The following is a 23,426-nucleotide window of genomic DNA, read 5'->3' on the forward strand; positions in this document are numbered from 1 at the left end:
TGCGGCATATTTGCCGCAGATTACTGTGATAAATAGCAGTATTCCTCTTAAAACTCTGGGGTAGGATGAGGGCAGCTTTTGAACAGTTGATTACACGGCAATGAACACCTATACAACAAGATGCGATACCAACCCTAGAATATTGGAAAGTGTTAGCCGATTTTTAAGACAATACGGGATCTGTGAGTTTTTTTACGGGATCACCACTAAAGTGATCCCGCCATATAGCCACCAATTTAAAAACCTTAAACGCCGTATTCCGTCAGATATGATTAAGATAAGGTATGGGGTTTACTCAAGCGAAAGTATGCTAAAGTTCCGTCACTTATATCTACAGTACTTTGCATCTGAGGATGCCGCCTATTTCCGTCCTCACCCTATGGGGCTGAGCATCTGGGCCGATCCCGACTTTAGTGGACCAAAAGGGCAGCGATTTGCAAATCTGATGGCTGAACATAACTTCCGTAGTCGCGGAGTGTGGCATATGCCGACTAGCTATCATCCTGACTGGCTGGGAGCATTTGTTTTTTTCTCCGATCTGCCTAGGGAAGAGCTACTGGCCAGATTACAGCCACATGAAGAAGAAATTGAAGCCCAGTTGATGATGTTTGCCAGTTATTTTAATGAGCATCACATTAGCCAGATCAATCCCATTAGTAACTTCAACTGCTTGTCGGAGCGTTCGCTAACAATTTTGAAGCTGACGGCCGAAGGATACTCAAGTGAAGAATTAGCCATTAAGCTGTGCATTACAGAAAGTGGTATCAATTATCATCTTGATAGATTGAAAGAGCTGCTCAATGCCAAAAATCGGGTGCAGTTGATCAGCATGGGTTATTCACTTGGGTTATTAAGCTGATGTTTACTGCATGGTGAAATCTGTTTAGCTCTATTGTTTGAGCTTATACAGAACACTCTGTGGGGATTTTAGTTGGCGATTCATCGAGCTAGCTAGGTCAAACGCAAAAAAGGCACCTTTCGGTGCCTTTGACTTTTGCAGGGGATGGAACTTATTGAGGTGCTAGGGACAAAGTAGCACCTCAGGTTTTTACAAGGTGAGGCTAAAAGTTACAAGTTAAAGCTATAAGCTAAAACCATGATGCTCCATGACTTTCTCTGGGCTATGACAGGTTGCACAAGCTTCTTTAGCATCTTTTGCATTACCCACATCATTTACATCAACTATATGGTCTGCATCTTTGTTGGCACCAAAGTAACCCCCGTTACTTCTAATGTGCGACATAGCAGCATCAGACATGTACTTCTGGTGACAGCTCATACATGCTGCAGCATCAGAAGAGGCGTACCAAGTTTGAACAGTTTCATCGGCAGCAGGGCGTTGTGTGCTAGGTATAGCGTGAGCTTGACCCGCATTGCGACCTAACTCGAAGCCATAAGCCAGACCACCCCAGCCTTCGACTGCAGAGTGACAAGTCGTACAATCAGTCTTCAAGATAGTACCGCTGCCACCGTGACCATTATCATGGCCTTCAGCTTTGTGAGCCTTGTACATAAAGCTAGTCGATTTCAGTAGGTCAGCGCCGTTGTCGGCTTTGCCATTTCCTTTGAGGCTCTTATCATTGGTATGACAAGCGATACAGTTCACCCCATTTGAATCATGGTAGAACTCTTTGCTGTGACAGCCGTAACAGCTTGCTGTATCTACAATAGAGCGACGCTCGGCAACCACTGCATCTGCGTCGTTTAGTACGGTACGATAAGCATCGGTCTGTACATAAGCCGGATAAGCATTATCAGCATCACATGTGGTGCGAATAGCACTACCTTCCTCAAAACAAACCTTGAGTACAGGTAATACTTCTAAAGAGCGAGAAGCAATATCGCTTGGGAAGTTCATAGTTACTGCGATACTCACAGTATTATCGGCATTCCAAGTGGCTTTAGTCTCATCTTTTAGGTCGATACGACGCTCACTGTAAGGTGATTGGTTATAGTCTGGGTAATCTTTCTCTACATCCCAGCTTACAACCATATAAGGCTTGCTATAGCCTTGCTTATAGACTTCATCTTTAGTGACGAGTTCGCCATTGGCGTCCATGATCTTAGTTTCAAACTTAATTAGGTTTGCAGAGTCTATGCTCACGTTGCTGACATCAACGCTATAGTTTTCAGCGGCTTCATAAGGTTTCTTATGATCGGTATGAACCGCTGCACTGTGACAGTCGGTACAAACAAGATCGGGGTTCTTATCTGAATTATGCTGCACCGGAGAATCGGTGTGACAACCCGTACACGCATTAGCGTTGGCATTAGCCAACCATAGATCTTTGTCGGCAAGCGTTTCATCTTCCACGTGACAAGTTGCACAATCCATAAATGGCTTAGTTGGGAAGGCGGGGTAATCGAAGGCATGATCGCCGCCATAGCCTGCAATGGTATAAGGCATAGGCACCACATTACCTTCGGCGTCTTTTCCTTCACGGTTTGGTCCCATATGGATAGCATGGACCATGTGACCTAGCTCAACCGATACGGCGTTAGGATCTGACACTATGCCGTTATGACACGACTGACAGTTTTCCATATCTAAGCGGCGGCCACCGTGAGCCTTAAGGCTATCAGGTTGGTGACAGGTGTAGCAGGTCTCAAGTGTGACAAGATCGCGTGTCTCAACACCTTCAGTCGCATTTGTCGCCGGGATCCAATCGTAATGCGCGTTTTCAGCGAGCTCATGACCCGAGTCATATTCAAACTGCATTTCGATGGCAATTCTTTGCGTGAGTACGGGATCAAAGATAACACCGGCAGGATCGGTGGCAGTGGTTAGGTTAGTGCTGAAAGTATAAGTATAGGTACCATCTTTATGATCGACTAAGCATTCCGCGCAGTCTTTAATTTTTTCGAAGCCTTGCTCGAAAGTCGTGCCAGCATCATTGGTGGCATCATTGAGCAGTGAGATCCACTGTTTAAGATCTGAGCCTTCATTAGTTTTTAGCTGAGCCAAAGAGAAGCGGAAGTCGTGGAATTCATTTTCTGCATTTAAGCCATGCAGGCCCACGCCTTGCTTATTTTCCAGTTCAAAATCGACTGTAATGATACCATCGGCATAGCTGGCATTGCTGATACTAGCGATTGCTTCGCTTGCCATATCGATATGTAAGCCTGAGGTGCCGGGATCACCTGGGCCACCCGGTTGGCCGTCTTCACCATTTTTTCCATCTTCACCATCTGAACAGCCAGAGATTAGAAATGCAGAGCTAATCAATAGGGCTAACGATGTTTTTCTTTTCATTATCATCATCATGCGTTCCTTAAAGGTAACCAATCTTGGTTGATGAAATGTTAGTAATCTTGTTCCTTTTTTGATATGAGGTTGATCACTCTTGTATAATGCTTCCTGTTTGGTTTTATATGTCGCTTGAGCTTTGCTTGGTGGGTAATTACTTTGTTTGTTCTGGGGTTTATGGTTTCAAATTCCACCCTTGACCTTGAAGGTAGATTTATCGGGATGTTTCGCTTATGTGAAAATGTAAAATTCAGATTTTGCAAATCTAAAAAGTTGGTGCATTTTCATGGCTGTAAATATTATGCCTGAGTCACAAAATTGAGTATTAGCTAATATTAGATTCTCGAAAATTGATGTCGTGTATACCTAAGCTCTGAAGATTGGTCTAGATTATCTACTAAATGATTTGAAAGTTTAATCTAAGAGTTTGATTTGAGGGTGAATGAATAAGTTAAGCGCTAATTACCTGTTCGATATTCAAGTATTCGTTTTATTGTATGAATCACTCAACGCTACGGCAGTGAGCCAAACTCTTGGAGTGCCGAGTTCTAAGGTTAGTCGGAGCCTAAAGTCATTGAGACATTCGCTGAATGCTCCATTATTTATACGTAAGCAGCAGGGCTTCGAGCGAAGTGATTTAGCGAATGATATCTATCCTAGAATGAAGCGCATAGTTGATTTAGCTAAACAGTGTGAGCATATGGATACTCATGCTAAGTGTACTCGAAAGCGGGAGTTGGTGATTGCTTGCCCTTCCTCCTTGTCATTAAACCTATTGAGCGAGCTTCAGCAAAAAGCGATAGAAGAAGAGCAAAGCTATATATTCCACCTTAAACCCAGTAGCAGCAATGTCGTAGACTTATTAAAGCAGCAGTATGTAGATATCGCAGTCACATCTAGTGCTTATAACACGGAGCAGTTGTGTTCGAGTTTAATCACCAAGTCAGATACCTATGTTCTGGTTGCGAGACGTGAACATCCTCTATTCAGTTGCAATAAGTCACTGGATATTGATGACATATGTGATTATCCGTATATCAGTTTTTCTGGAAGCGATCTTAATGATGTCATTGATCCCATCGAGTCCTACGCTTTAGATACTGAGCGAGATTTACACTTGGTGCTGAGGGTCTGTTTCTTGGCTGACCTTATGCTTGAGCTAGAGAAGAGTGATGCAGTTTCACTTTTAAATCATTCAGATGCGATAACATTTCTTTGTCAGCGTGGAAACATTGCCGCTATGACCTTAGACGATGATTTGAGTCAGCAGATTAATCAGAGAAGTGGTCAGTGTCATTACTATCTGACACAAATGCGCTGTGACCGAAACTATCCGGATTGGGTTGGCGGTGAAGTTGACCGTTATATTAGGGCAAATGTTATCTCCAAAGCTGGAGGTCATCATGAAGAAGTTAGCTAGTATCCATCTCAGCACGATTGAGATCTTCTGTCAGTTATACCTTAAAAATAGCACTAAGGATGTGGCGACTAGCTTATCTTTATCGCAGCCTAAAGTCAGCCGTGCATTAAATGGGTTAAGAGATGTGTTTGGGGATCCCTTATTTATTCGTAAGAATAATAAACTGGTTCCGACTGAGTTCACTCATACCTTATACGATGCATTCGCTGAAATCATGGATTGTGCGAACTCGATAGAAACTGATGCCATTAATAGCGTTGTTGTTCCAGATCCTCGCATCGTTATAAGTACTGTTCCCCAATTAGAATTAGGCTTGGCCCAGCAAGTTATCGAAGAAGCTGAGCATAGTAGTGTTAATCCCCACCTCGCTATCTCAACGCTGGCTTGGTCAGAAAGAAGTGAGCAGCAGTTGGTCGATGGAGAGATTGACGCTGTGATTTGCTTTAAGCCTTCAACTAGAAAAGAGTTATTATCAAAATCGGTTATTCAGCACCGAGGCGGTCATCTTATCGCTCGAGCCGAGCATCCAATTTGGAGCTCACCCAGCATAGATAAGATGATTGATTACCCTATGGTGAAACTGGTGACTATGCCATTTCCTGCCAATAAATCTCCCATAGGAGTCTATGCAAAGGCGCAAGGCAAACCAATGCAGATCTATGCAACTGCACCAGACCTAGGCAGTGCGGCCAGTAGTCTATTAAACTCTGATGCACTAATGATAGTCGGAGTCCAAGGCGCGGTGGATTTTTTATCAAGCATTAATGGCTTACGTGCGAGGAGGATGGATTACGCCGAAGATAAGTATTTACTGGAAGGCTTTTCTTACCCGACTGTGTACTTGTGGCTTAAGCGTTCATTAGATGGCAAAGTGATAGTCCCCCTATGGCTTCAGCAAACCTTAGAGTCCTATATCGTCAATGCTCATAAGTAGCAGAGTGGCAGATGAGCCGCTAAACATTACTTTAGAGCTTTCTCCTCCTACCTGATGTAGTGCTATAATGCGCGATTATTGCACTTCACCGATTTATCTTCCTTCGATGTAGATATTGTTAGCCACTTTTTGTGGTTTAGGCAAAGAGTCGGGCATTTTTTCAGATAGGCACTTAAGCCAGAGTCGGGCTATAGCTGTCTTTATTTTTAAGTTGGATAAATAGTTTATGTCAGTGACACCAATCAATCGTACCTTCTCAATCGCCCCCATGCTGGATTGGACGGATAAGGTTCCCACAGCTCTTTAATTTAGTGGTCTTGTGGTTTTAAAGGTTTTATTTGGGTACTAATTGGGTATTGTTTGAAGAGTTTGGCACTCTCACTTGTAGAGTGTAAGTGCTGTATATATTTTAAGATTTGTTCCTGAAAAGTTGAAGGGGACAACATGTGTCCCCTTCGGTTTGCTTTCCTAACAGCGCCTCTTGCCCCATTCAATCCTCGCTTCAGTACATCGGTCTTCGATGTATAAAGCCAGATCTTGTATGGAGACCATATATGGTGACTTCTGACTATCGCTAAGTCTGACTGCTGGCAGAGGTAACTCGCTAGCATTCGCTTTTCGATTTGCAGTTTTAATACTCATATGAAAGACCTTTTCACAAATCTGTTCTAGAGGAATTAAAACTTGTTGTCCGTACTCAGCCATTAAAAGAAGTAATGTTTGCGGAGAAGCGGTTCTTGTTTGAGTCATAAGATCACCTGATTGAGCAAAAAGGTTAACGCTGCAATCATCACTTACACTTCCACAAAACCATCAAGTATGTCGCTCAAGCGCTTAATTAATCTTAGGTTTGAGGTATATTCCCCCTAGTTAAAGACGATCAAACATCGCTAATACGTTGACTCGATTACATTAACAAATTGATTGATTCTGGTAAAGTTAAAGGATGGACCTTTTATCTATCAGGCTAACGCTAAAAGATTGGATGCAAAGTTATGAACTCAATTTATCATCATTATCTCAGTTTGGCTCTTTCATGAGTAACTTATCTTAGGTGCTAATGTACTGTAATCGCTTTTACTATGAAAAGCTTGTTTGACGCTTAGTTTATGATATTAAAGCCTTTTAATTCTCACTTTGACTGTTTGGTTTAATTTTAGAAGTACATTCTTGCGTGTAGATTTCTGCTGTTGAACATATTTTTTAATTCATGATTATGGTAATGTTCTGGCATATAAACTTCTTTGAATTGTGATTGAATTATGACCGTTTTAGACGAGCTTTTAGTAGCTCTATCCATAGATGAACGCCTTGTTATTGACGGTAAGTTAGCTAAAAATAAAATCGTAGAACTTGCCTTCAATCTTGACCCTACACTGCTAAAAATACTGTTGGCTAATGAGCGACTAAAAAGTCATTTCTTTACAGATGTGGAAGGGATGTTAATTTTTGATAAAGTTGCATTTCAGCGCTTCGTTAATAATAAATCTTTTTTGCCTGATAGCTTTACACAATTTAAAAATAAAATTGGTCTTTCAGTTGATAACCACTATTTGGCTGACTCTAACGATGTTGTCCTATCTTGGCCGTACAAAGATTGCGTTTTAGAAGGTGGGCAAACAAAGGACGATCAGAAACGTAGTGAAGTTTTTTGGAATGAGACACTTGCACCTGAACAAGTCGATACGCTTCTTGCTCCTAAAACACTGACGAACTTTAAAAAGTTTGATAAAGATGGAGAGCACTCTGAATTTAAATTAGGTGATGCTGATAATTTGATTGTAAAAGGGAATAATTTATTAGCATTAAGAAGTATTCTTCCAAGATATCGGAGGAAAGTTAAGCTTATTTACATAGATCCTCCCTATAATACAAATAATGATAGTTTCTGTTATAACGATTCATTTAGCCATTCAACATGGCTTACTTTTATGAAGAATCGTTTATTGATAGCAAAAGAATTATTATCTGAAGATGGATCTATTTATGTTCAGTTAGACTATAACGAGATCCATTATGCCAAAGTTCTTCTCGATGAGATATTCGGTCGAGATTTATTTCAAGCTCAATTGATTTGGAAGCGTACTTCGTCAAGAGGGGATGCTAATACATACGGTACTAACCACGATACGATTTTGTTTTATAGTAAGAGCGAGAACTTTAAGTTTAATAAAACCTTTACTGAATATGATGAAGAATATAGAAAACGTTATAGGCAAAAGGATGAACGAGGTTTCTTTCTAGACCGAGATTTATCTGCTAAGGGGTTAAAAGGCGGCGGTTATGAATATAAATGGAGGGGCAAAGAAGGCTATTGGCGTTGTCCTGAAACTACTATGCAAAAATTAGAAGCCGACAATAGGATTTATTACACTAATACGGGCACTCCAAGAATGAAGCAATACTTACATGAAATGCAAGGAAAAGCTGTTCAAGATGTGTGGGATGATATTAATGTTATTAATTCTCAGTCAACCGAACGTGTAGGATATAGTACTCAAAAGCCTGAAAAATTGTTAAAGCGTATAATTGAAAGCTCTTCTGATGCTGGAGATATTGTTGTCGATTTCTTTATGGGAAGCGGAACAACTCAAGCAGTTGCTCATAAAATGAATCGTCAATATATTGGTATTGAGCAAATGGTTTATATTGAAGATACAACCCTGCCTCGTCTTAAAAATATTATATCTGGTGATCAGAATGGAATATCTAAAGAGGTCAACTGGCAAGGTGGAGGTTCTTTTGTTTACTGTGAACTAGCTGAATTAGCATCTAAATATTCAGATTGGGTGGAGCAAGCTAAAAACTCAAGTGAATTAATTGCTATCTGGAATGAGTTAAAAGAAAGTTCTAATTTATCGTATAAAGTTGATCCTAAAGAGTTTGATAGAAATATCGAAGCATTGAATGAGCTTTCTTTTGAGGAACAGCAGCGTTTTCTTATTGAAGTAATAGATAAAAATCAGCTTTATGTCAATTACTCTGATATTGATGATGAAAGTAATGGTGTTTCAGAGAAAGATAAAAAGTTAAACGAACAGTTTTACGGAGCATAACGATTATGACAATGCTTCACGAAACTTTTAGCACACTGAAATTTGCTCTTGGTGAGAATGTTTTTTCTGATCTTGTGCCTGAATATATTAGTAGCAATTTAAACCCTAGCTTTGATATACGACCATATCAAAAAGAAGCATTTGGCCGTTTTGAATATTACCTTGACTCTTATCAAAAGAGACCGAAAAATGAGCCATTAAATGTGTTGTACCATATGGCTACTGGATCTGGTAAAACTCTGATTATGGCTGGGGAGATACTTACGCTTTATAAGCGTGGGTATCGTAACTTTCTTTTTTTTGTTAATAGCACTAATATTATTAAAAAAACAAAAGAAAACTTTTTAAATAAAGGTTCATCTAAATATCTGTTTAATGAGTCTATTAATATTGACGGTGATTTGGTAAATGTAAAAGAAGTAGAAAGTTTTGCAACGACTAACTCTAGTGATATCAATATTGTTTTTACTACGATTCAAGGTCTTCATGCTGTAATGCTTAACCCGAAAGAAAATGCACTTTCGATAGAAGATTTTGAAGATAACAAACTAGTATTAATCTCAGATGAAGCGCATCATATTAATGCTGAAACAAAAAATAAGAAAAGTAAGGAAGAGCAACATTCTGTAGATAGTTGGGAAAATACGATTAGAGATATTTTTAACGCAAATAGTTCTAACGTAATGTTGGAATTTACAGCAACAGCAGATTTAGCAGATCCTAAAATAAAAGCTAAGTATCAAGATATTGTACTTTTTGATTATCCTCTAAAACGCTTTAGAGAAGACCTTTACTCGAAAGAGGTTAAAGTTTTTCAATCAGATAGCGAACCATTTCCGAGGGTGTTAAGGGCTATAATTTTAAGTCAATATCGCCGTAAAGTTTTCGAAAAACATCAGCTTATTATTAAACCAGTTATTTTGTTTAAAGCAAAAACTATCGCTGAGAGTGAGGCTTTTCATAGAGAGTTCTTAGGTGCAATTGAAAAAATTGACAAAGATGATCTAGAAAAAATAAAGAATACCTCAGTTGATGGTGATGTTATTTATACTGCCTTTCAATTTTTTGAAAAAAACAATATCAACTTGGATTCATTAGCTTTAGAGCTAAAAGAAGATTTTTCAGTAGAAAAAACAATCGAAGTTAACAGTAAAAAAGCAGAAACTTATCAAATTGAATTAAACTCGTTAGAAGATGCTGATAATGAAATACGTGCCATTTTTGCAGTTGACAAACTCAATGAAGGTTGGGACGTTCTAAATCTATTTGATATTGTTCGTTTATATGACACCCGTAACAAATGGGGTAAAACAGCAACGCAAGAAGCTCAGTTGATAGGCCGTGGTGCTCGTTATTGTCCTTTTAAAGTTGAAGATGAACAGCCATTATATCAACGAAAATATGATATTTTAGATGATACGGAAGAGGCTCATGAATTGAAGATTTGTGAAGAACTTTATTATCATTCTGCACACAATCCTGAATATATAAGTGATTTAAACATAGCTCTTCAAGAGATTGGTATTAAAGCTAAAACAAGGAAAGCACTTTCTTTAAAGGTTAAAGATAATTTTAAAGAAACATCACTTTATAAATCTGGTTTGATTTATGTAAATAAACGGGTTTCATATGACCGTTCAAAGGTTAAAGGTCTTGACAGCTCAATTATTAACACTAATTACTCTTATGCTATTAAGACTGAACACTCCAATGAGTTAACAATATTTGACAATGCAACAGTTAAGCATTTAAAGCTTAAGAGAGAAACTATTAAGTTCATTGAGATTGGGAAGCATGTTGTAAGAAAAGCGATGGCAACACTTCCTGTCTATAGGTTTAATGAATTAAAATTATTATTCCCTAGCTTGAAAACATTAGATGAGTTTATTGTTTCAAGTGATTTTTTAGGTGGGATTTCAGTAGAAATCAGTGGCCGAGAGGATATATTAAATAATATACCACAAGTTGAAAAATTGAAGATAAGTAAGAAAATACTTCAAAAAATTGCTGAAAGGCTAAATGTTAATCGTATTGACTATCAAGGAACAAAAGAGTTTACGCCTAAAACTATCAATGAACTTTATGATACAGATAAGATCTTAAATATTGCTAATGATGGGCTGACAAAACAAGAGTTTGGTATTGCTCAAAGTGAAACTACTAATGATGAGCTCTCTTTAGACCTTTCTAAGCGTGATTGGTTTGTGTTTAATGAAAATTATGGAACATTAGAAGAGAAGTCTTTTGTTCGCTATTTAGATTCAATGATTAATGATCTTCAGTCAATCTATGACGATGTATATCTTTTAAGAAATGAAAAACACTTTAAGCTTTATACATTTGACGATGGTCGTGCTTTCGAGCCTGATTTTTTATTACTTTTAACTAAAAAAGAGCAAGATCTTGAACTAACTTACCAGGTATTTATAGAACCTAAAGGTGAACATCTAATTGAGAGTGATGCTTGGAAGCAAAACTTTTTGTTAGATTTAAAAGCTACCCATAAAATTGAACAGGTATGGCAAGGTAAGAAATTTATTGTTTGGGGACTGCCATTTTACAATCATCAGTCTCGAAAGGCTGAATTTATACCAGCTTTTGAAACGTTACTTTAAATAAACAGTTCAGGTAAAAGGTTATGACGATCACAAAGCACAACAACATACGATTTGTAGTTTTGACCCATTTGCTTGATGGTGAAGCTAAAAAGCTTAAAGAACTGGTTAAGCCATTATCATTACACTTTCAGCTATCTGATGAAGAGGTTGAAAAAATGTATGATTCTGGCAATGGACCTGTGGTCTTGGATCGGATCTCTTAGTAGGTGTTTCAAGTTTGTCATGAATAAAAAGAGCCTATGACCGAAGTTATAGGCTCTTTGCTTATTGGCTTTGATGTTTCCATCTTTAAGCCTCCAATTAGTATGTCTGCAATTGTGAAGTGATGATGTTGAAGTATTTCACTAACTCTGGATTAGTTCGCCTATCAATAACTGGCTCTGCCATCCTCTCTATATATAAAGTCAGGTTGACCGCCTAGGATGTTGGTAATTGCGATTTCTTCAAGAGATCGAGATGCATTTGAAACTTGATATTTTAGCTTCATCAATTTTGCAGCAAGCTTGTTGTGTAAAGGGAATGTAATTCGTCCAGATAGAAATAACTCTTCAATTTGATCCTCTGTCAGATTGGGTGTTACCTTTTCTTTGATAATTGGCCAAGGTGCTTGGTGAAGGGGGTTAAGCTCTGAATCGATAAACTTGAAAAACGCTCCATAGTTTTTGGTTCTTTTAAAATTGGCGATTTTTTCAAGTTGGCACTTACTTTCTTTTATGTGCCACTTCAACATTTTTTCTAGTAATTTTGCTTCGTTGTTATACATGTTATTCTCCATTTTTGGGTAAAAGGAGGCTAAACGGCACAAAATTAACTTTTGTGACACCTCCTACTCAGGAATGATTTCTCTAAGATTTGGTTAAGCATTTAATATCCTATTTGGACTTTTTACGTGTTTACTTCGGTTCTTCTCCTGCGATCACAAGCTGGTAGAAGTACTCACTTGGGTAGTAAAATGTCACTATGTTGATGGCAATGTTGAAGCTATTGCTATCCATAGATTTTAGTTTGTTTAGTCGATAGTCTTTGCCTTCATATAAGCTCTTTACGAACTCATATAGTCGGGGCTGCTTAAGTACTATCTTTGCGAGTTCTTCGTATGATAAATCCATATTATTTCTGCTTCCTTTTTTTAGTTTCATTTGTAATCAATGTCATAACCCTAGCTGTAGCCCATTTTTCGCTGTCTGTAAGAGACACGTTTGGGTTATATAGGTGATATTTATATAAAGAATGAGCTTTAAGAAGTACGGTTGTACTGGCTTGTTGCATAAGTTCAGTAACCATTGGCTCTTTGGCTGCCTTATAGACTAGTGGCGAGACTAGAACATCTTCGATTCTACTCATTAAGTAGAATGCTCCATCTTTAGATAACAAGTTGCTTTCAAACATCATTTTCACATTGAAATTTTTCATATTTTTTATCCTTTAGTTAGTTTGTTAATTTAATTTTTTAGCTAATTCGATGAATTTACTGACCCACATTGAACCATTAGCTTCAGGTGTAGCTGGGTCTATCTCGTAAGTTTCTTGGCTGGTTGTACAAATTACTTGCTCCCTCCCATTCCAGATAAGAAATGACTCTCCTAGTGAAGGATGATCCATTACGAGTAACCGAGATTTTTTATGGTCAAAACTATCGTCAAATAGCTCTATAAGATGCTCTTTAAAAGGTTGGTGAACAGTGTAGTTTTCTGGCTGGTCTAGTTCGCAGACGCAATCAAGCAGATCAGTTCTGTGCTTCCAAATAAGCACAGTTAAAGAGTCAAACCCTTTGATATCTTCAACGAGTAAATTAAGATCTGATTGTGCAGTGTTTATAGTTTCCTCATCGGAGTCATATAGATGATGTTCAGCAAAGTGTTTTAAGTCCTCAAGGATGTCTTCAAAACCATCTAAATTGAATGGTTCTGGATTAGGACAATATAGACTAAGCGCCTCGTGTACCTCTTCTACAGCTCCAAGTTGAGCCAAGAACTCTATTGTTTTAATCCGTTTATTTTTATTTGCAGCCTGTTGCTGAGTGTTGTTTTTCATTATTTTTATCTCCATTTATTTCGTAGTGGTTCCACCGAATTCGAAGCGCACGAATCCTGTCTGGTGAATCCAGATTTAGTTTTTAATCAAAACTTGGTATTAAAGCCGTAAGTGATTAATTACATGTATTGCGATTAATCCGTCACTTACAAGAATGATTTGTACGTTGTTTTATTTAGTTCATAGCCATCCCCTCCATTCCTTAATTGTGCGACTAAATTAGCAGAGTTATTTCATATTGAAATAAGGTGTAGTTAGTACCAATCGGCCATATGTAGCTGTTCAAGCTGATCATCGACAATGAAAACCTTGAAAGGACAGAAGAGGAGCTTTAAGCCTTCTGTCGGCAAATCAACAAAGTAGTCGATATCATAAGTTTTCTTGTCAATGCATAGGGGGCGCTTTCCAGTCGTTATCAACTCTACTTCACCGCAGTCTGTGCAGGCGTCAAAGAGTAGGTTTTCATGACAATATTCAGGGGAACTAGCGATACAACTAAGAACTTCTTGTCTGCTAAAAGAGCCTAGTCGATCTGACAGCCTGTTTAGGAAATGTCCGAAGTGGGTTAAATGTTTACGATCGTTTTCAATGTCATTGTTTGATGACACATAGAAGATTTTTTCTTGGTTGTTAGTGTCTTTAGTTGACATTGCTGCTGTTTTTTTCATCATTTTGTTTCCTTAGTAATTAATTTTTAGTGGCTTCAGCGAATTCGAAGCGCACGAATCCTGTCTGCTGAATCCAGACTCAATTTTTTGTATACCTTAAATTTTGGGTGCAAGAAGCCGTAAATCATTTAGAAAATGACTTTCAATAACTCACTTACGAGGTTAGCTGTTATCTAGCTTGAGTTTGAATGGTTCATAGTTATCTCCTGTTTTTTTATTCTGGCTGAAGAGTAGGTGACCAGAATCAATGTCTAGTTCCACACCTCCAATATTCTTTCGTTTCTAACTGGCTAAACATAGCGATACTTACTTTTAAATTGATATTTAGTTTGTTACGGATATCAACTAATCCATGCAAATAGATTATCAAGCGGAATTGTTTTTTTCAATTAAAACAGTGATTTCGAGCTTTTTTGGTTCGTTTTGGTTTTTTGTTGCTTATTCTGCTCTCGGCGACTTGAATCTAGTTTTTTATATGGTTTACTGAAAGTAGCTAGTGTGATTTTTCGCTAGTGTCACTCATTGGATTAATCATATGGAGAACAAAAAAGGTACGAGTGTTCAAGCACTCATTAAAAACAAGTTTCTAGAGTCCCAATCTGGTATTAAGTCAGTAAAGCAACTCGATTATTATTTGAATCGAGGACGAACAGTAAATGACAAACTAACTAAAAAGAAATTTAAGCAGTTCCTCAGTCTGCACAAATTCACTCATATACTAAAGAAAGCTGAATCTGATGAAGGGATTGATGCCAGCTCTAAAAGCATTTCTGAAGTAAAAGCACAACTTGAAGCTATTGAGGTGTTACCACCTAAGGCTAATAAGAATCAAGTGGTGCTTGATCAAGTGTTGGATATCTACAGAAAGTTTATTGAGAGTGGCGATGACTACAAGTTTAAAAAGCCGTGGATAGAACAGGTGTTAGCTAATCCTATAAATGGAAAAACAGGTGAGTATTACAAAGGATCTAACGAGCTGCTTTTATCTTTGTTGCAAAGTGAGCAGGGGCTAGATTTGCCATTTTATCTAAATCAGTCAAACATCGAACAACTTGGACTTGAAGTGCCTGAACATGCAATTGCAGTGTGTCAAAAAGTAGTAGAGCTTTATGTTAATGATACTTTGGATGGTAATAATCCTGATAAGTGGATATCAGCGAAGAAGTATAAAAAGCTGGATAGCAAAGACCAGGAAAATTACCGCCAACAGAAGATCCTTAAGCAGTTCGACCTTTACCATCATTCTCAGTTTCAAAATGCCTTGCGTGATAATGAGGTATATCGAGGTTGGATCGAAAATTATAAAGAGACCAAACTTCTGAAAAAGCTTGGTGAGTGCCTTACGGATGAAGAGAGACAGAGACTGTTTGAACCTAAGGTTTATGCGGCTAAATGTATTATTGACGCAAGTCGTAAAGCGATGGGGATTGATTTAATTGAGCATCCTACTAGCTGTCATTACAGCCCTTCAAAAGATCAAATCGCAATGGTATCTGAACAAAACTTCAAGACTGATCATCCAGCTCTAGTTTATACAGGCGTTTATTGTCATGAATTATCGCACTCTACGGGAGCAGTATCTCGCCTCAACAGACCTTTAGTTAACAGTCTAGGTAATGAAGCAAGAACCCCAAAAAATATAGGTTTTGAAGAATTAATTGCCGAGAGCGGTAGTTTAATGATTCTTAAAAAACTAAATCTACCAAGTGTAACAGATAGTCAAAGTGCTGCTTATATCGCTGGTTGGCTCAAAACTCAAAAGGAGAGTGGTAACAAGGACTTTTTAAGTATCGCTTGTCATCAAGGGGCTAATGCTGCTGAGTTTATTCTCACTAAAGCTAAAGAGTATCAAGTGAAGCTTGTCGAGAACTTGGATATTGATAATTTCAGAATAAGCTGCTTAAGCAAAGGCTATAGCAATGTTGATACTGATACGCTGTTCATTGCTGATTATCTTAACAAGACGACTATGAAAGCGGTTGATGAGTTCTTAATACAGCGTTTTGACGGGGTAAATGAAGTCGAGCTACTTCTGAGTACAGGTAAGATGCTTTCAAGCTCAAAAGAGCAATTCCTGATGGATTATGACTTTGGGAAGTTTTTGACAAAGGAGCATGGCTTTACTGTGTCAGATGCTCGTCAAGCTGGTGAGATTGTTGATAAGTATTCATTGAATGATATTTTTAGTGATGGTCTGGATGGTGAGTTTAATGATCAGACCTTGGTTAATCGATTTCATAGGCTGTACGGCAAGGACAAGCTTGCTGAGTACCTTGATCAACTTGAAGAGAATGGTGTTCAACTGAAGGACGATTTTGATGCGGTTGAAGCTATAAGGGAGCTGACTGACAAGCACTACCTACTTGATGAGAGAGGCAAGCCAAGTTGTAAAAGAGGGTTAAAAAGGTAATAATCTTTACTTTTGATAGGTCGATACATTCTAGGGGCTTACCAGAAACTAAAACATTGCAGTGTTAATTAACTCTGAAAAATACTGTAAGCGGCTATGGTTTACGGCTTGTAGGTATAGGTGGATAAAGCTTTGCATCATAGGCTTTATTCGCTAATTGCATGATTACTTTATCTAGCAAATCGATGATCTTAGATTGGAACTTTCTGGTTTTACTTAGCGAAGAGAACTCACTATCATCCATCTCAAAGATCTGCTGAATCTCTTCCATTAGTATTGCCTTATAAAAATGAATAAAATACTCAAGGCTAAAGTCTTGATCTTTGCCTAGCTCATTTATCCTCTCTGAATGACGTTTGTAGTGCATTTCAATTAAATTAATAGATCTTTGGAAACTATTGCTTAGGTCTGTCACTGAACTTGCCTCCTGATTTGCCTGAGCCTTTGCTGTTACGTTTTTCGAACTTCATGAGTGCAAGGTTACGCTCAATTTCATCTGCATGAGGGTATTCAATCAAGCGATTAACTTCAGGGGAGTCTGGATCATCAGCGTCTGTACTTATAAGCTTTTCTAATCGCTGGATCATCATGATCACTGAAGGTTTTTCAATTAAATTGTCGATCTGAGCTAAATACCAGATCCCATTTTCAATTTGCTGGATATCCGTGGTTGGATTTTCATGTTTAGTTCTCATTATTTATTCTCCTGAACAAGTCTTTCTTGATGATGGTTGATAGCGTGTTTAATTCTGGCTCTAAGCCCTGAAAAATATTTGAGTCTGTAGTTACTTTTTCTGCTTTGACTAAACAATCCAGAGCTTGCCTTATGTATTGTATGTCTCTATTTTTATTCATTTAAATTATCCTTATCTAATGTAATCGTTACACAATAAAAAACTATTTCAATAGCATGATGTAAATTATGGTTTGCTGATTTTGTTTGATAGTTTTGCCTTCGACTTGATGCTGTTTAGCTGCTCAAACGACTTTATATCCTCTATTAATGTCGATTTAATTTGACTAGGCAGTTTATCTATCATTTCAAGCTGAAAGAGCGTGAGAGTGGCTGTTTCTAGTGATGGATGTAGTTTCCATATATCTATAGCATCGAGCATTTTATTTTGCAGCTGAGTGGTGGCTTCTGTGATTGAATCAAGCTTTTCAGATTGAATATCTATACTTTGATTTAACTCATTAGATTTGTCTTGCAACATGTTAAATCGTGACTGTTGACGCAGGTGAAGGGGCATATTTTCTTCGACCATTGCTACAATGTTATTGAACTCTTTTCGCTCATTTTCTTCAAGAAACCTGATACCTATATCATGATGATTAAACACTTTTTCTTGTAAATGCTGAAGAAAACTGAGCTGGAGGATCTGGCCGCAGGCCACCATAATCTGTGGAGGTAATTTTTTGGATGCTTCTATTGATAGGAGCTCTGGAAATTGAGCAGAATAATGCACTTGTGTCTGCTTTTTAGCAAAAGCAATGTACTGCTGTGACCAAGGAGTATTTCTGTTTGGTTTGATAAATACATGTACGTTGAGACCAGATTCCTGTTCATCGCTCAACCCTTCGTCAGCGTGAAAAGCTGCTAGTTCAATCTTTACATCGAAATTATCACTAAAAAAATTAACACAAGCCTCAAGCAACTGTTGCTTATCGATCTGTTTGAACCCTCCATGTCGGTGAGGAATTTTAAAGATGTACTCGGAAATTGACGTAGAGTTGAGGTGTCTGATTGCTCTGTTCGATTTTGACTCAAGTAACGATTGATGTTGTTTTCTATGATTTAGATAGTTATCAAACACTCTAAGCTTATTTTCTCGATGTTTTGGGCTTAATCCTAGTCGTGTGTACTGCTTATTTAGGTAAGCTCTCAATCTAGCAATAGAAGCACTATGTGGTTCCTTGCTCAGGTCTAAGGGTTTATTATTTGGAGATTCAAGTTTAGATATCTGCTCAACAAATTTAGCATGATCAGGATGAGTTGGAGCTAAGAGCTTTTTCAACTTACAGAAATAGCTGCTTCGATAGCGTGAATATTTGGCGAGTTCCACTTTGTGCTTTTCATCAGCCTTGTTATTAGCAGTTTTCTTAACTTCGTCAAAAAAGGATAAATATTGCTCTCTCTTTTGGACAAAATCATGATGAGATAAGTATTTACCATCTGCATAGTAAATATTCTTATGGGACTGATTGTCTAGCCACTCTTCGCAACGATTTTTTTCTTTTCTAGAGCTATGAATTAATGATGTATTAAGTGCATTTAAACTATAATCACCGCTATTACGGTGGTTATAGTTGATGCTACTGAACCTCGCAGTTATATGTCGTTTATAGTGTGTGCCGTTCGAATGGTTGTTCTGTCTAAAAATCTTGGCAAGATCTTTACGATAAGCGAAATTGTTGAGAACACGGTTTTTTGATTTTGAAGAGGCTGCTGATTGTTGAGAAGCTTTTTTGATTAGTCTTTGAAACTCTAACCGTTCTTTTTCTGCTAGATATGCTTGTTGTTGCTCTTCAGCCGCTTTTTTTGAAGCTCGTGATTTAAGTTTGGCGATTTCTCGCATACCACGCTCAAAATCTATCTCATTTTTGGTTTTTTTATCATTGTCGTTGTTCATAGTTACTCCTAGTTAATCGGCAAATTTCAATCAGAGCAACCTTTGTTACTTTCGTGAAAGTAAACCGAAACTTCTTCTACAAACTTGTGCGTAGAATCGAAAAACTTGTTTTTAGAGAAGAAGTTATATCGGGTTTCCTTTGTTAATCTCTAATATTACATACTTAAGTTTTAACATGAGTTTTATCGATTAAAAGAGCCTAAAAGAGACTGTCTGACAAAAGTCATTAGCTATTGGTTTATTTATCGTTTTTCAGATGTTTTTTGAACGGTAGAACAAAAGCATTTCAAGTAAAAAAGAAAATTATCTGGATATAACAAAGGCATAAACAGTGAAGTTTTGGTCAGTGTGAGTTGAAAATAGGCGTTAAAGTCAGAAAACCTAAAGTTGTATAACAATAATGTTGCTTATAATCATTTTTAACTATTTTTTGCACTGAATGATTAAGTAGTATTTGCTAAGTACTTACTTTGAATTGTTTTATTAGCCTGCTTCTAAGCATCTTTGCTTTACCACAGATAAACACCACGAAGTGGTAATGCTAGTAAGTCTAATTAGCGTAGTAAACGACGATCAACCCATAGAGGAAAATCTCGTTGGAGAACAGCAAAATCTTGATTTTGTCCCGTAGGGTTCTCTCAGAGTTTTACGAACATTATTATTTGTAACCTAACATCGTTAAAAAATATTTACGGTTTTCTAATTGTTATTTTTTTTGCTGGTATATCAGGTGTTTGTGGGTGTTTTTTGAGGTTGTAGGTAACTTCAAAACCTTTTTAGGTAACTTCATAACCCTATTGACAGTGGCGTATTTAGTGGTAATTTGAATAAAGGATTACGATTAGGGTGGACATGGTGTTAGATAATAAACAGATCGGTAAGTTTAAAAAATCTCAGTTAAAAAGCAAGTTATCAGCCTATAGTAAGAACGGTTTCTTTAAGGAATCTATCAGTTGTAACCCGAATATCCTGTTGAGTATGCTAGAGAAAGAAATTTATGTGGTTACTAGTCGTGGTCAAAAAATTGAAGAGCGGGAAGATATTGTTTTAACTTGGGATAAAACATATAAAAAGAGCAATTACATTGAGCAACTGGAGTACACAGGTAAGCCATTATCTGTTGAAAAAGATTTTATACTTATCTCATTTTTACATGAATATGCATATACCACTCAACAACAAAAAATCTTAATTAGCGATAACGAACTATGTAAGTTAGTATTTTCTAAAGTTTGCCCTGCAAACAAAGAGCAAATAGAAGGTACTTTAAAGGCTCTTTGGAGGTGCACTTTGAGTCTGAGTATCATCGATTCCAACGATAAAGAGATATACACTGAAGGTGGGGCAATAATACAGTATTCTAAGTATCATAAAACTGAGGGAGTTTATGAAATAGATGTTCATCCATTGTTTCTTAGTCAAAATATGTTTTCCTACAGACGCTATATAAATATGCGGTACTACAACTTACTCACATCAGCATTTGCGAAAACACTCTTTCTGTATTATGAAACCTGTAATTTCAACAACGCTATAAAAAGAAATATCAAAACCTTACGTAAAAGAGTCCAATCTAAATTGCGGATTGCTAATGTAAATCAAAAAATCCTTCATGCTCATGAACAGTTAAAGAAAGTCGGCTACCTTGATGATTACTTTGTAGATGGACGTAGAGATAACCTTGTTTATACGATAATTAAGAGTAAGTCTGAACAACAAAAAGAACGGGAGCTGGTAAAAGGTATCTTAGAAGGCGTAAAAAAGAACGGGAAATGATAAAGGGCATCTTTGAAGGCGTAGAGAGTGAGCTGCTACAGCATAGCATATCACTCCCTTTGTACTAGAATTTGTTAATTTTTATGACTTTGTTTTTGCAATGCCTGCATAGCAATATCTTTGGGCTTTAGGCGTAGGTAAATATTGTTTAGGATATTCAAGTCTCGATGACCAGTTACTACCGAAACTTGGCTTAGATCCCAACCTTCTTCAATTAATTTTGAAGCTCCAAAAGCTCTTAGATCATGAAAACGAATATTGTCTATTCGCTCTCCTGCTGCTATCAATTCAGCTCTACTTCGCTGCCAGCCTGCACTTACAGAACGTGGGTTATATGGGAATATTTCGGTATTGTAGTTGAATTTAACACTCAACTTCTCATTCTGTGAGGTAATTTTAGCTTTTCTATTGAGGAGAATGTCATAAGCACAACCAATTAAAGGTATTGTCTGATGATTACCTAGTTTGTTCTTTGGGTGCTTCCTGTCTCTAATGGTTAAAGTTCTGTCCTCTTCGTTAAAGTCCCGCCATTCAACTCGACAAATTTCGCTTACTCGCATACAAGTATCAATTGCAAAGTCTAGTATTGTGAGAAATGGGATTTTAGCTGATGGATGTTCCTGCCTTTCTAGGAGAGCATCCCTCATTAGTTTCATTTCATTTTTTGTGGGAATGACATACCGTTCTTCAGCTTTAAACTCAATGAGCCTTTGACCTTTGGGTTTCTTTTTTAACTGCTCTCTGAAGTACTTCAATGCTTCTGCAATACAGTCGGTGTCAGCTCTAACTCCAAACTCTCTTTTAGCGATCTCAAGGACGCCTTTGATGTATAGAATGTCTTGATAAGCAGTGTAAGGAGAAACACCATCTATTTTTCTTTCTTTAGCGAAATTGATAATGTCACGCTCAGATAAACCGCTTACAGTAAACATAGCTAAATCTGTTTTAGCGATAGCTTTTAGGGCATACCTTTTTGAGCGTCCAAAATGTTGTGAATCTTCTGATTCAAGAAGCATTTGGATAAGAGTTGATAGGGTGCATTCAGTTAGTTCATCTTCTTTAGGGTCTCTGGACGGAAGTCCTTCCTTTTCTAAAATTTTAACCCTATCTTTTGCCCAATTTTTTGCTGTGGTTTTATTGAGAAAGGTTTTACTCTCCTCATAATACCCCTTTGCTAACTTCTCTGAGCGGATTCTAACTCTAGCTCGATATTTCACTTCTTTCTTCGTGACTCTGGTTTCAATGTTAACTGTCCCCATATTTACAACTCCTGTATAATATCTCACTACTGAGCTAATTTTATTAGCATATATAATTGTACCCTAGATGTGTACCCTGTGGGTACAATTGATACATAAACAAGCAATAATATACCCGTGAAAACAAGAATATTGATAAGCGATTAGAGTATAAGTTGTTTTAATTATTAGGAATAATAACTTTATGATTGATAGAACTTTCTCAATCGCACCCATGCTGGATTGGACTGATAGACATTATCGCTATTTTGCGCGACTGATGTCTTCCCAAACCTTGCTGTATACCGAGATGGTAACGACTGGTGCGATCTTGCATGGACGTGGCGACTACCTCGCTTATAACCAAGAAGAGCATCCGCTTGCCTTGCAATTAGGTGGTTCGAATCCTGCTGATTTAGCGGCTTGTGCCAAGCTTGCCGCTGAGCGTGGTTATGATGAGGTTAACCTTAATGTGGGCTGCCCTTCAGACCGAGTACAGAATGGCCGCTTTGGTGCCTGTTTGATGGCTGAACCTGAGCTGGTCGCCGAATGTGTGTCGGCAATGAAGCAAGTGGTGGATATCCCGGTTACGGTTAAGACTAGAATCGGTATTGATGAGCAAGATAGCTATGAGTTTTTAACTCAGTTTATCGATACAGTGAAAGCGGCTGGTTGTGAAGAGTTTATTATTCATGCACGCAAGGCTTGGCTGCAGGGGTTGAGTCCAAAAGAGAACCGTGAAATCCCGCCTCTTGATTATGAGCGAGTGTATCAGCTTAAGCGTGATTACCCTGAGTTAAACATCAGCATTAATGGTGGTGTTAAAACGTTAGAAGAGTGTAAGGCTCACCTGCAGCACCTTGATGGCGTTATGGTCGGCCGAGAAGCCTATCAAAATCCATATATACTAGCAGAGGTCGATCAACAGCTTTGTGGTATGGATACACCTGTTATGAGTCGAGATGCTGTTTTGGAGAAACTACTTCCTTATATAGAGAAACATCTGCAGCAAGGCGGGCGCCTTAACCATATCTCTCGCCATATAATTGGTCTTTTCCAAGGTGAGGTTGGCTCACGTGTATGGCGCCGATATATAAGCGAAAATGCTCACAAGCAAGGTGCTGGCATTGAGGTTATAACCCAGGCGAGAGCTGAGATGGACTCGGTAGTTAGCCTTTAGTAATCCCAATTAGTGACTCTCTATTAGTGAAATTGGCCAGAGCATGGTCAGTTTCACTAATTTCTTTTTGTGTTCAAATATCGCGCACTCCGCAGTAAAACCTCTCCGCATTAAATTTCTATGTAAAACATGGTCTTAACTCTTTTTTGAAAAGTTGGCACACTGCTTGTATTAGTTATTATGTAATTAAGAAATCTTGTAATTAACCAGTCTGT

At 37.9% G+C, this 23,426-nt stretch carries 21 protein-coding genes; 9 read left to right on the forward strand and 12 right to left on the reverse strand.

Annotation, left to right across the window (positions count from 1 at the left end):
* Positions 1–100 precede the first annotated feature (100 nt).
* Positions 101–859 (forward strand): LuxR family transcriptional regulator, encoded by a 759-nt coding sequence (locus tag Q1A86_RS09570; protein ID WP_299805873.1) that lies wholly within the window; start codon positions 101–103, stop codon positions 857–859.
* Between the two features lie 222 nt (positions 860–1,081).
* On the opposite strand, the gene Q1A86_RS09575 is transcribed toward Q1A86_RS09570, so the two are convergent.
* Entirely contained in the window at positions 1,082–3,253 is a 2,172-nt protein-coding gene (locus Q1A86_RS09575; protein WP_299805875.1) for an OmcA/MtrC family decaheme c-type cytochrome, read from the reverse strand.
* Between the two features lie 436 nt (positions 3,254–3,689).
* On the opposite strand from Q1A86_RS09575, the gene Q1A86_RS09580 reads away from it, so the two are divergent.
* Together Q1A86_RS09580 and Q1A86_RS09585 are read left to right on the forward strand one after the other, a co-directional pair.
* On the forward strand, positions 3,690–4,667 hold the full coding sequence (locus tag Q1A86_RS09580; protein ID WP_299805878.1) for a LysR family transcriptional regulator: 978 nt from the start codon (positions 3,690–3,692) through the stop codon (positions 4,665–4,667).
* The gene (locus Q1A86_RS09585) at positions 4,651–5,601 is read left to right on the forward strand and encodes a LysR family transcriptional regulator (protein WP_299805880.1); all 951 of its coding nucleotides are present in this window, start codon (positions 4,651–4,653) and stop codon (positions 5,599–5,601) included. The genes Q1A86_RS09580 and Q1A86_RS09585 overlap by 17 nt, the downstream gene beginning before the upstream one ends.
* Before the next feature lie 468 nt (positions 5,602–6,069).
* On the opposite strand, the gene Q1A86_RS09590 is transcribed toward Q1A86_RS09585, so the two are convergent.
* Complete coding sequence (locus Q1A86_RS09590; RefSeq protein WP_299805882.1) at positions 6,070–6,351, reverse strand: pyocin activator PrtN family protein; 282 nt, start codon at positions 6,349–6,351, stop codon at positions 6,070–6,072.
* 512 nt (positions 6,352–6,863) lie between these two features.
* Here Q1A86_RS09590 and Q1A86_RS09595 point away from each other — a divergent pair.
* Genes Q1A86_RS09595 through Q1A86_RS09605 form a run of 3 tightly spaced genes read left to right on the forward strand, consistent with a single transcriptional unit; the run spans position 6,864 to position 11,478 of the window.
* Entirely contained in the window at positions 6,864–8,657 is a 1,794-nt protein-coding gene (locus tag Q1A86_RS09595; RefSeq protein WP_299805884.1) for a site-specific DNA-methyltransferase, read from the forward strand.
* A 5-nt stretch (positions 8,658–8,662) separates the two neighbouring features.
* On the forward strand, positions 8,663–11,272 hold the full coding sequence (locus tag Q1A86_RS09600; protein WP_299805886.1) for a DEAD/DEAH box helicase family protein: 2,610 nt from the start codon (positions 8,663–8,665) through the stop codon (positions 11,270–11,272).
* 23 nt (positions 11,273–11,295) lie between these two features.
* A complete protein-coding gene (locus tag Q1A86_RS09605) occupies positions 11,296–11,478 on the forward strand; it encodes a hypothetical protein (RefSeq protein ID WP_299805888.1) in 183 nt (60 codons plus the stop codon).
* Positions 11,479–11,642: 164 nt separating this feature from the next.
* Here the strand turns inward: Q1A86_RS09605 and Q1A86_RS09610 are convergent, their stop codons facing one another.
* The 5 genes from Q1A86_RS09610 to Q1A86_RS09630 form a co-directional block, all read right to left on the reverse strand.
* Positions 11,643–12,038: a hypothetical protein gene (locus tag Q1A86_RS09610; RefSeq protein ID WP_299805890.1), complete on the reverse strand. Its 396-nt coding sequence runs from the start codon at positions 12,036–12,038 to the stop codon at positions 11,643–11,645.
* Between the two features lie 130 nt (positions 12,039–12,168).
* Positions 12,169–12,384, reverse strand: coding sequence for a hypothetical protein (locus Q1A86_RS09615; protein ID WP_299805892.1), 216 nt, complete (start codon positions 12,382–12,384; stop codon positions 12,169–12,171).
* A gap of 1 nt (position 12,385) precedes the next feature.
* Positions 12,386–12,688 (reverse strand): hypothetical protein, encoded by a 303-nt coding sequence (locus Q1A86_RS09620; RefSeq protein WP_299805895.1) that lies wholly within the window; start codon positions 12,686–12,688, stop codon positions 12,386–12,388.
* Positions 12,689–12,712: 24 nt separating this feature from the next.
* On the reverse strand, positions 12,713–13,309 hold the full coding sequence (locus Q1A86_RS09625) for a hypothetical protein (protein ID WP_299805896.1): 597 nt from the start codon (positions 13,307–13,309) through the stop codon (positions 12,713–12,715).
* Between the two features lie 254 nt (positions 13,310–13,563).
* Positions 13,564–13,980, reverse strand: coding sequence for a hypothetical protein (locus Q1A86_RS09630; RefSeq protein WP_299805898.1), 417 nt, complete (start codon positions 13,978–13,980; stop codon positions 13,564–13,566).
* Positions 13,981–14,512: 532 nt separating this feature from the next.
* Here Q1A86_RS09630 and Q1A86_RS09635 point away from each other — a divergent pair.
* On the forward strand, positions 14,513–16,387 hold the full coding sequence (locus Q1A86_RS09635) for a zincin-like metallopeptidase domain-containing protein (protein WP_299805900.1): 1,875 nt from the start codon (positions 14,513–14,515) through the stop codon (positions 16,385–16,387).
* A 94-nt stretch (positions 16,388–16,481) separates the two neighbouring features.
* On the opposite strand, the gene Q1A86_RS09640 is transcribed toward Q1A86_RS09635, so the two are convergent.
* The 4 genes from Q1A86_RS09640 to Q1A86_RS09655 all read right to left on the reverse strand — a co-directional run bounded on the left by Q1A86_RS09640 (position 16,482) and on the right by Q1A86_RS09655 (position 19,017).
* The gene (locus Q1A86_RS09640; protein ID WP_299805902.1) at positions 16,482–16,658 is read right to left on the reverse strand and encodes a hypothetical protein; all 177 of its coding nucleotides are present in this window, start codon (positions 16,656–16,658) and stop codon (positions 16,482–16,484) included.
* Positions 16,659–16,782: 124 nt separating this feature from the next.
* Positions 16,783–17,082 carry a hypothetical protein gene (locus Q1A86_RS09645; protein ID WP_299805904.1) on the reverse strand — a complete coding sequence of 100 codons (300 nt, stop codon included), beginning with the start codon at positions 17,080–17,082 and terminating at the stop codon, positions 16,783–16,785.
* Positions 17,072–17,242 carry a hypothetical protein gene (locus tag Q1A86_RS09650; protein WP_299805906.1) on the reverse strand — a complete coding sequence of 57 codons (171 nt, stop codon included), beginning with the start codon at positions 17,240–17,242 and terminating at the stop codon, positions 17,072–17,074. The genes Q1A86_RS09645 and Q1A86_RS09650 overlap by 11 nt, the downstream gene beginning before the upstream one ends.
* A 65-nt stretch (positions 17,243–17,307) precedes the next feature.
* Positions 17,308–19,017, reverse strand: coding sequence for a hypothetical protein (locus Q1A86_RS09655; protein ID WP_299805908.1), 1,710 nt, complete (start codon positions 19,015–19,017; stop codon positions 17,308–17,310).
* Between the two features lie 846 nt (positions 19,018–19,863).
* Between Q1A86_RS09655 and Q1A86_RS09660 the strand changes: the two genes are divergently transcribed.
* Positions 19,864–20,793: a hypothetical protein gene (locus Q1A86_RS09660; RefSeq protein ID WP_299805910.1), complete on the forward strand. Its 930-nt coding sequence runs from the start codon at positions 19,864–19,866 to the stop codon at positions 20,791–20,793.
* Positions 20,794–20,867: 74 nt separating this feature from the next.
* Here Q1A86_RS09660 and Q1A86_RS09665 read toward each other — a convergent pair whose 3' ends face one another.
* Positions 20,868–22,052 carry a site-specific integrase gene (locus Q1A86_RS09665; RefSeq protein WP_299805912.1) on the reverse strand — a complete coding sequence of 395 codons (1,185 nt, stop codon included), beginning with the start codon at positions 22,050–22,052 and terminating at the stop codon, positions 20,868–20,870.
* Between the two features lie 184 nt (positions 22,053–22,236).
* On the opposite strand from Q1A86_RS09665, the gene dusA reads away from it, so the two are divergent.
* Positions 22,237–23,211, forward strand: coding sequence for a tRNA dihydrouridine(20/20a) synthase DusA (dusA, locus tag Q1A86_RS09670; protein WP_299805914.1), 975 nt, complete (start codon positions 22,237–22,239; stop codon positions 23,209–23,211).
* The last annotated feature ends 215 nt before the right edge of the window (positions 23,212–23,426 follow it).

The organism is uncultured Shewanella sp. (assembly GCF_947497935.1).
GTDB lineage: Bacteria > Pseudomonadota > Gammaproteobacteria > Enterobacterales > Shewanellaceae > Shewanella.

Coding starts and splice junctions, on each gene's coding strand:
- Q1A86_RS09630 (WP_299805898.1), bottom strand. CDS start 13,980: ATGATGAAAAAAACAGCAGCAATGTCAACTAAAGACACTAACAACCAA.
- Q1A86_RS09570 (WP_299805873.1), top strand. CDS start 101: ATGAACACCTATACAACAAGATGCGATACCAACCCTAGAATATTGGAA.
- Q1A86_RS09625 (WP_299805896.1), bottom strand. CDS start 13,309: ATGAAAAACAACACTCAGCAACAGGCTGCAAATAAAAATAAACGGATT.
- Q1A86_RS09590 (WP_299805882.1), bottom strand. CDS start 6,351: ATGACTCAAACAAGAACCGCTTCTCCGCAAACATTACTTCTTTTAATG.
- Q1A86_RS09580 (WP_299805878.1), top strand. CDS start 3,690: ATGAATAAGTTAAGCGCTAATTACCTGTTCGATATTCAAGTATTCGTT.
- Q1A86_RS09585 (WP_299805880.1), top strand. CDS start 4,651: ATGAAGAAGTTAGCTAGTATCCATCTCAGCACGATTGAGATCTTCTGT.
- Q1A86_RS09635 (WP_299805900.1), top strand. CDS start 14,513: ATGGAGAACAAAAAAGGTACGAGTGTTCAAGCACTCATTAAAAACAAG.
- Q1A86_RS09600 (WP_299805886.1), top strand. CDS start 8,663: ATGACAATGCTTCACGAAACTTTTAGCACACTGAAATTTGCTCTTGGT.
- Q1A86_RS09610 (WP_299805890.1), bottom strand. CDS start 12,038: ATGTATAACAACGAAGCAAAATTACTAGAAAAAATGTTGAAGTGGCAC.
- dusA (WP_299805914.1), top strand. CDS start 22,237: ATGATTGATAGAACTTTCTCAATCGCACCCATGCTGGATTGGACTGAT.
- Q1A86_RS09595 (WP_299805884.1), top strand. CDS start 6,864: ATGACCGTTTTAGACGAGCTTTTAGTAGCTCTATCCATAGATGAACGC.
- Q1A86_RS09665 (WP_299805912.1), bottom strand. CDS start 22,052: ATGGGGACAGTTAACATTGAAACCAGAGTCACGAAGAAAGAAGTGAAA.
- Q1A86_RS09620 (WP_299805895.1), bottom strand. CDS start 12,688: ATGAAAAATTTCAATGTGAAAATGATGTTTGAAAGCAACTTGTTATCT.
- Q1A86_RS09640 (WP_299805902.1), bottom strand. CDS start 16,658: ATGGAAGAGATTCAGCAGATCTTTGAGATGGATGATAGTGAGTTCTCT.
- Q1A86_RS09605 (WP_299805888.1), top strand. CDS start 11,296: ATGACGATCACAAAGCACAACAACATACGATTTGTAGTTTTGACCCAT.
- Q1A86_RS09645 (WP_299805904.1), bottom strand. CDS start 17,082: ATGAGAACTAAACATGAAAATCCAACCACGGATATCCAGCAAATTGAA.
- Q1A86_RS09655 (WP_299805908.1), bottom strand. CDS start 19,017: ATGAACAACGACAATGATAAAAAAACCAAAAATGAGATAGATTTTGAG.
- Q1A86_RS09615 (WP_299805892.1), bottom strand. CDS start 12,384: ATGGATTTATCATACGAAGAACTCGCAAAGATAGTACTTAAGCAGCCC.
- Q1A86_RS09575 (WP_299805875.1), bottom strand. CDS start 3,253: ATGAAAAGAAAAACATCGTTAGCCCTATTGATTAGCTCTGCATTTCTA.
- Q1A86_RS09650 (WP_299805906.1), bottom strand. CDS start 17,242: ATGAATAAAAATAGAGACATACAATACATAAGGCAAGCTCTGGATTGT.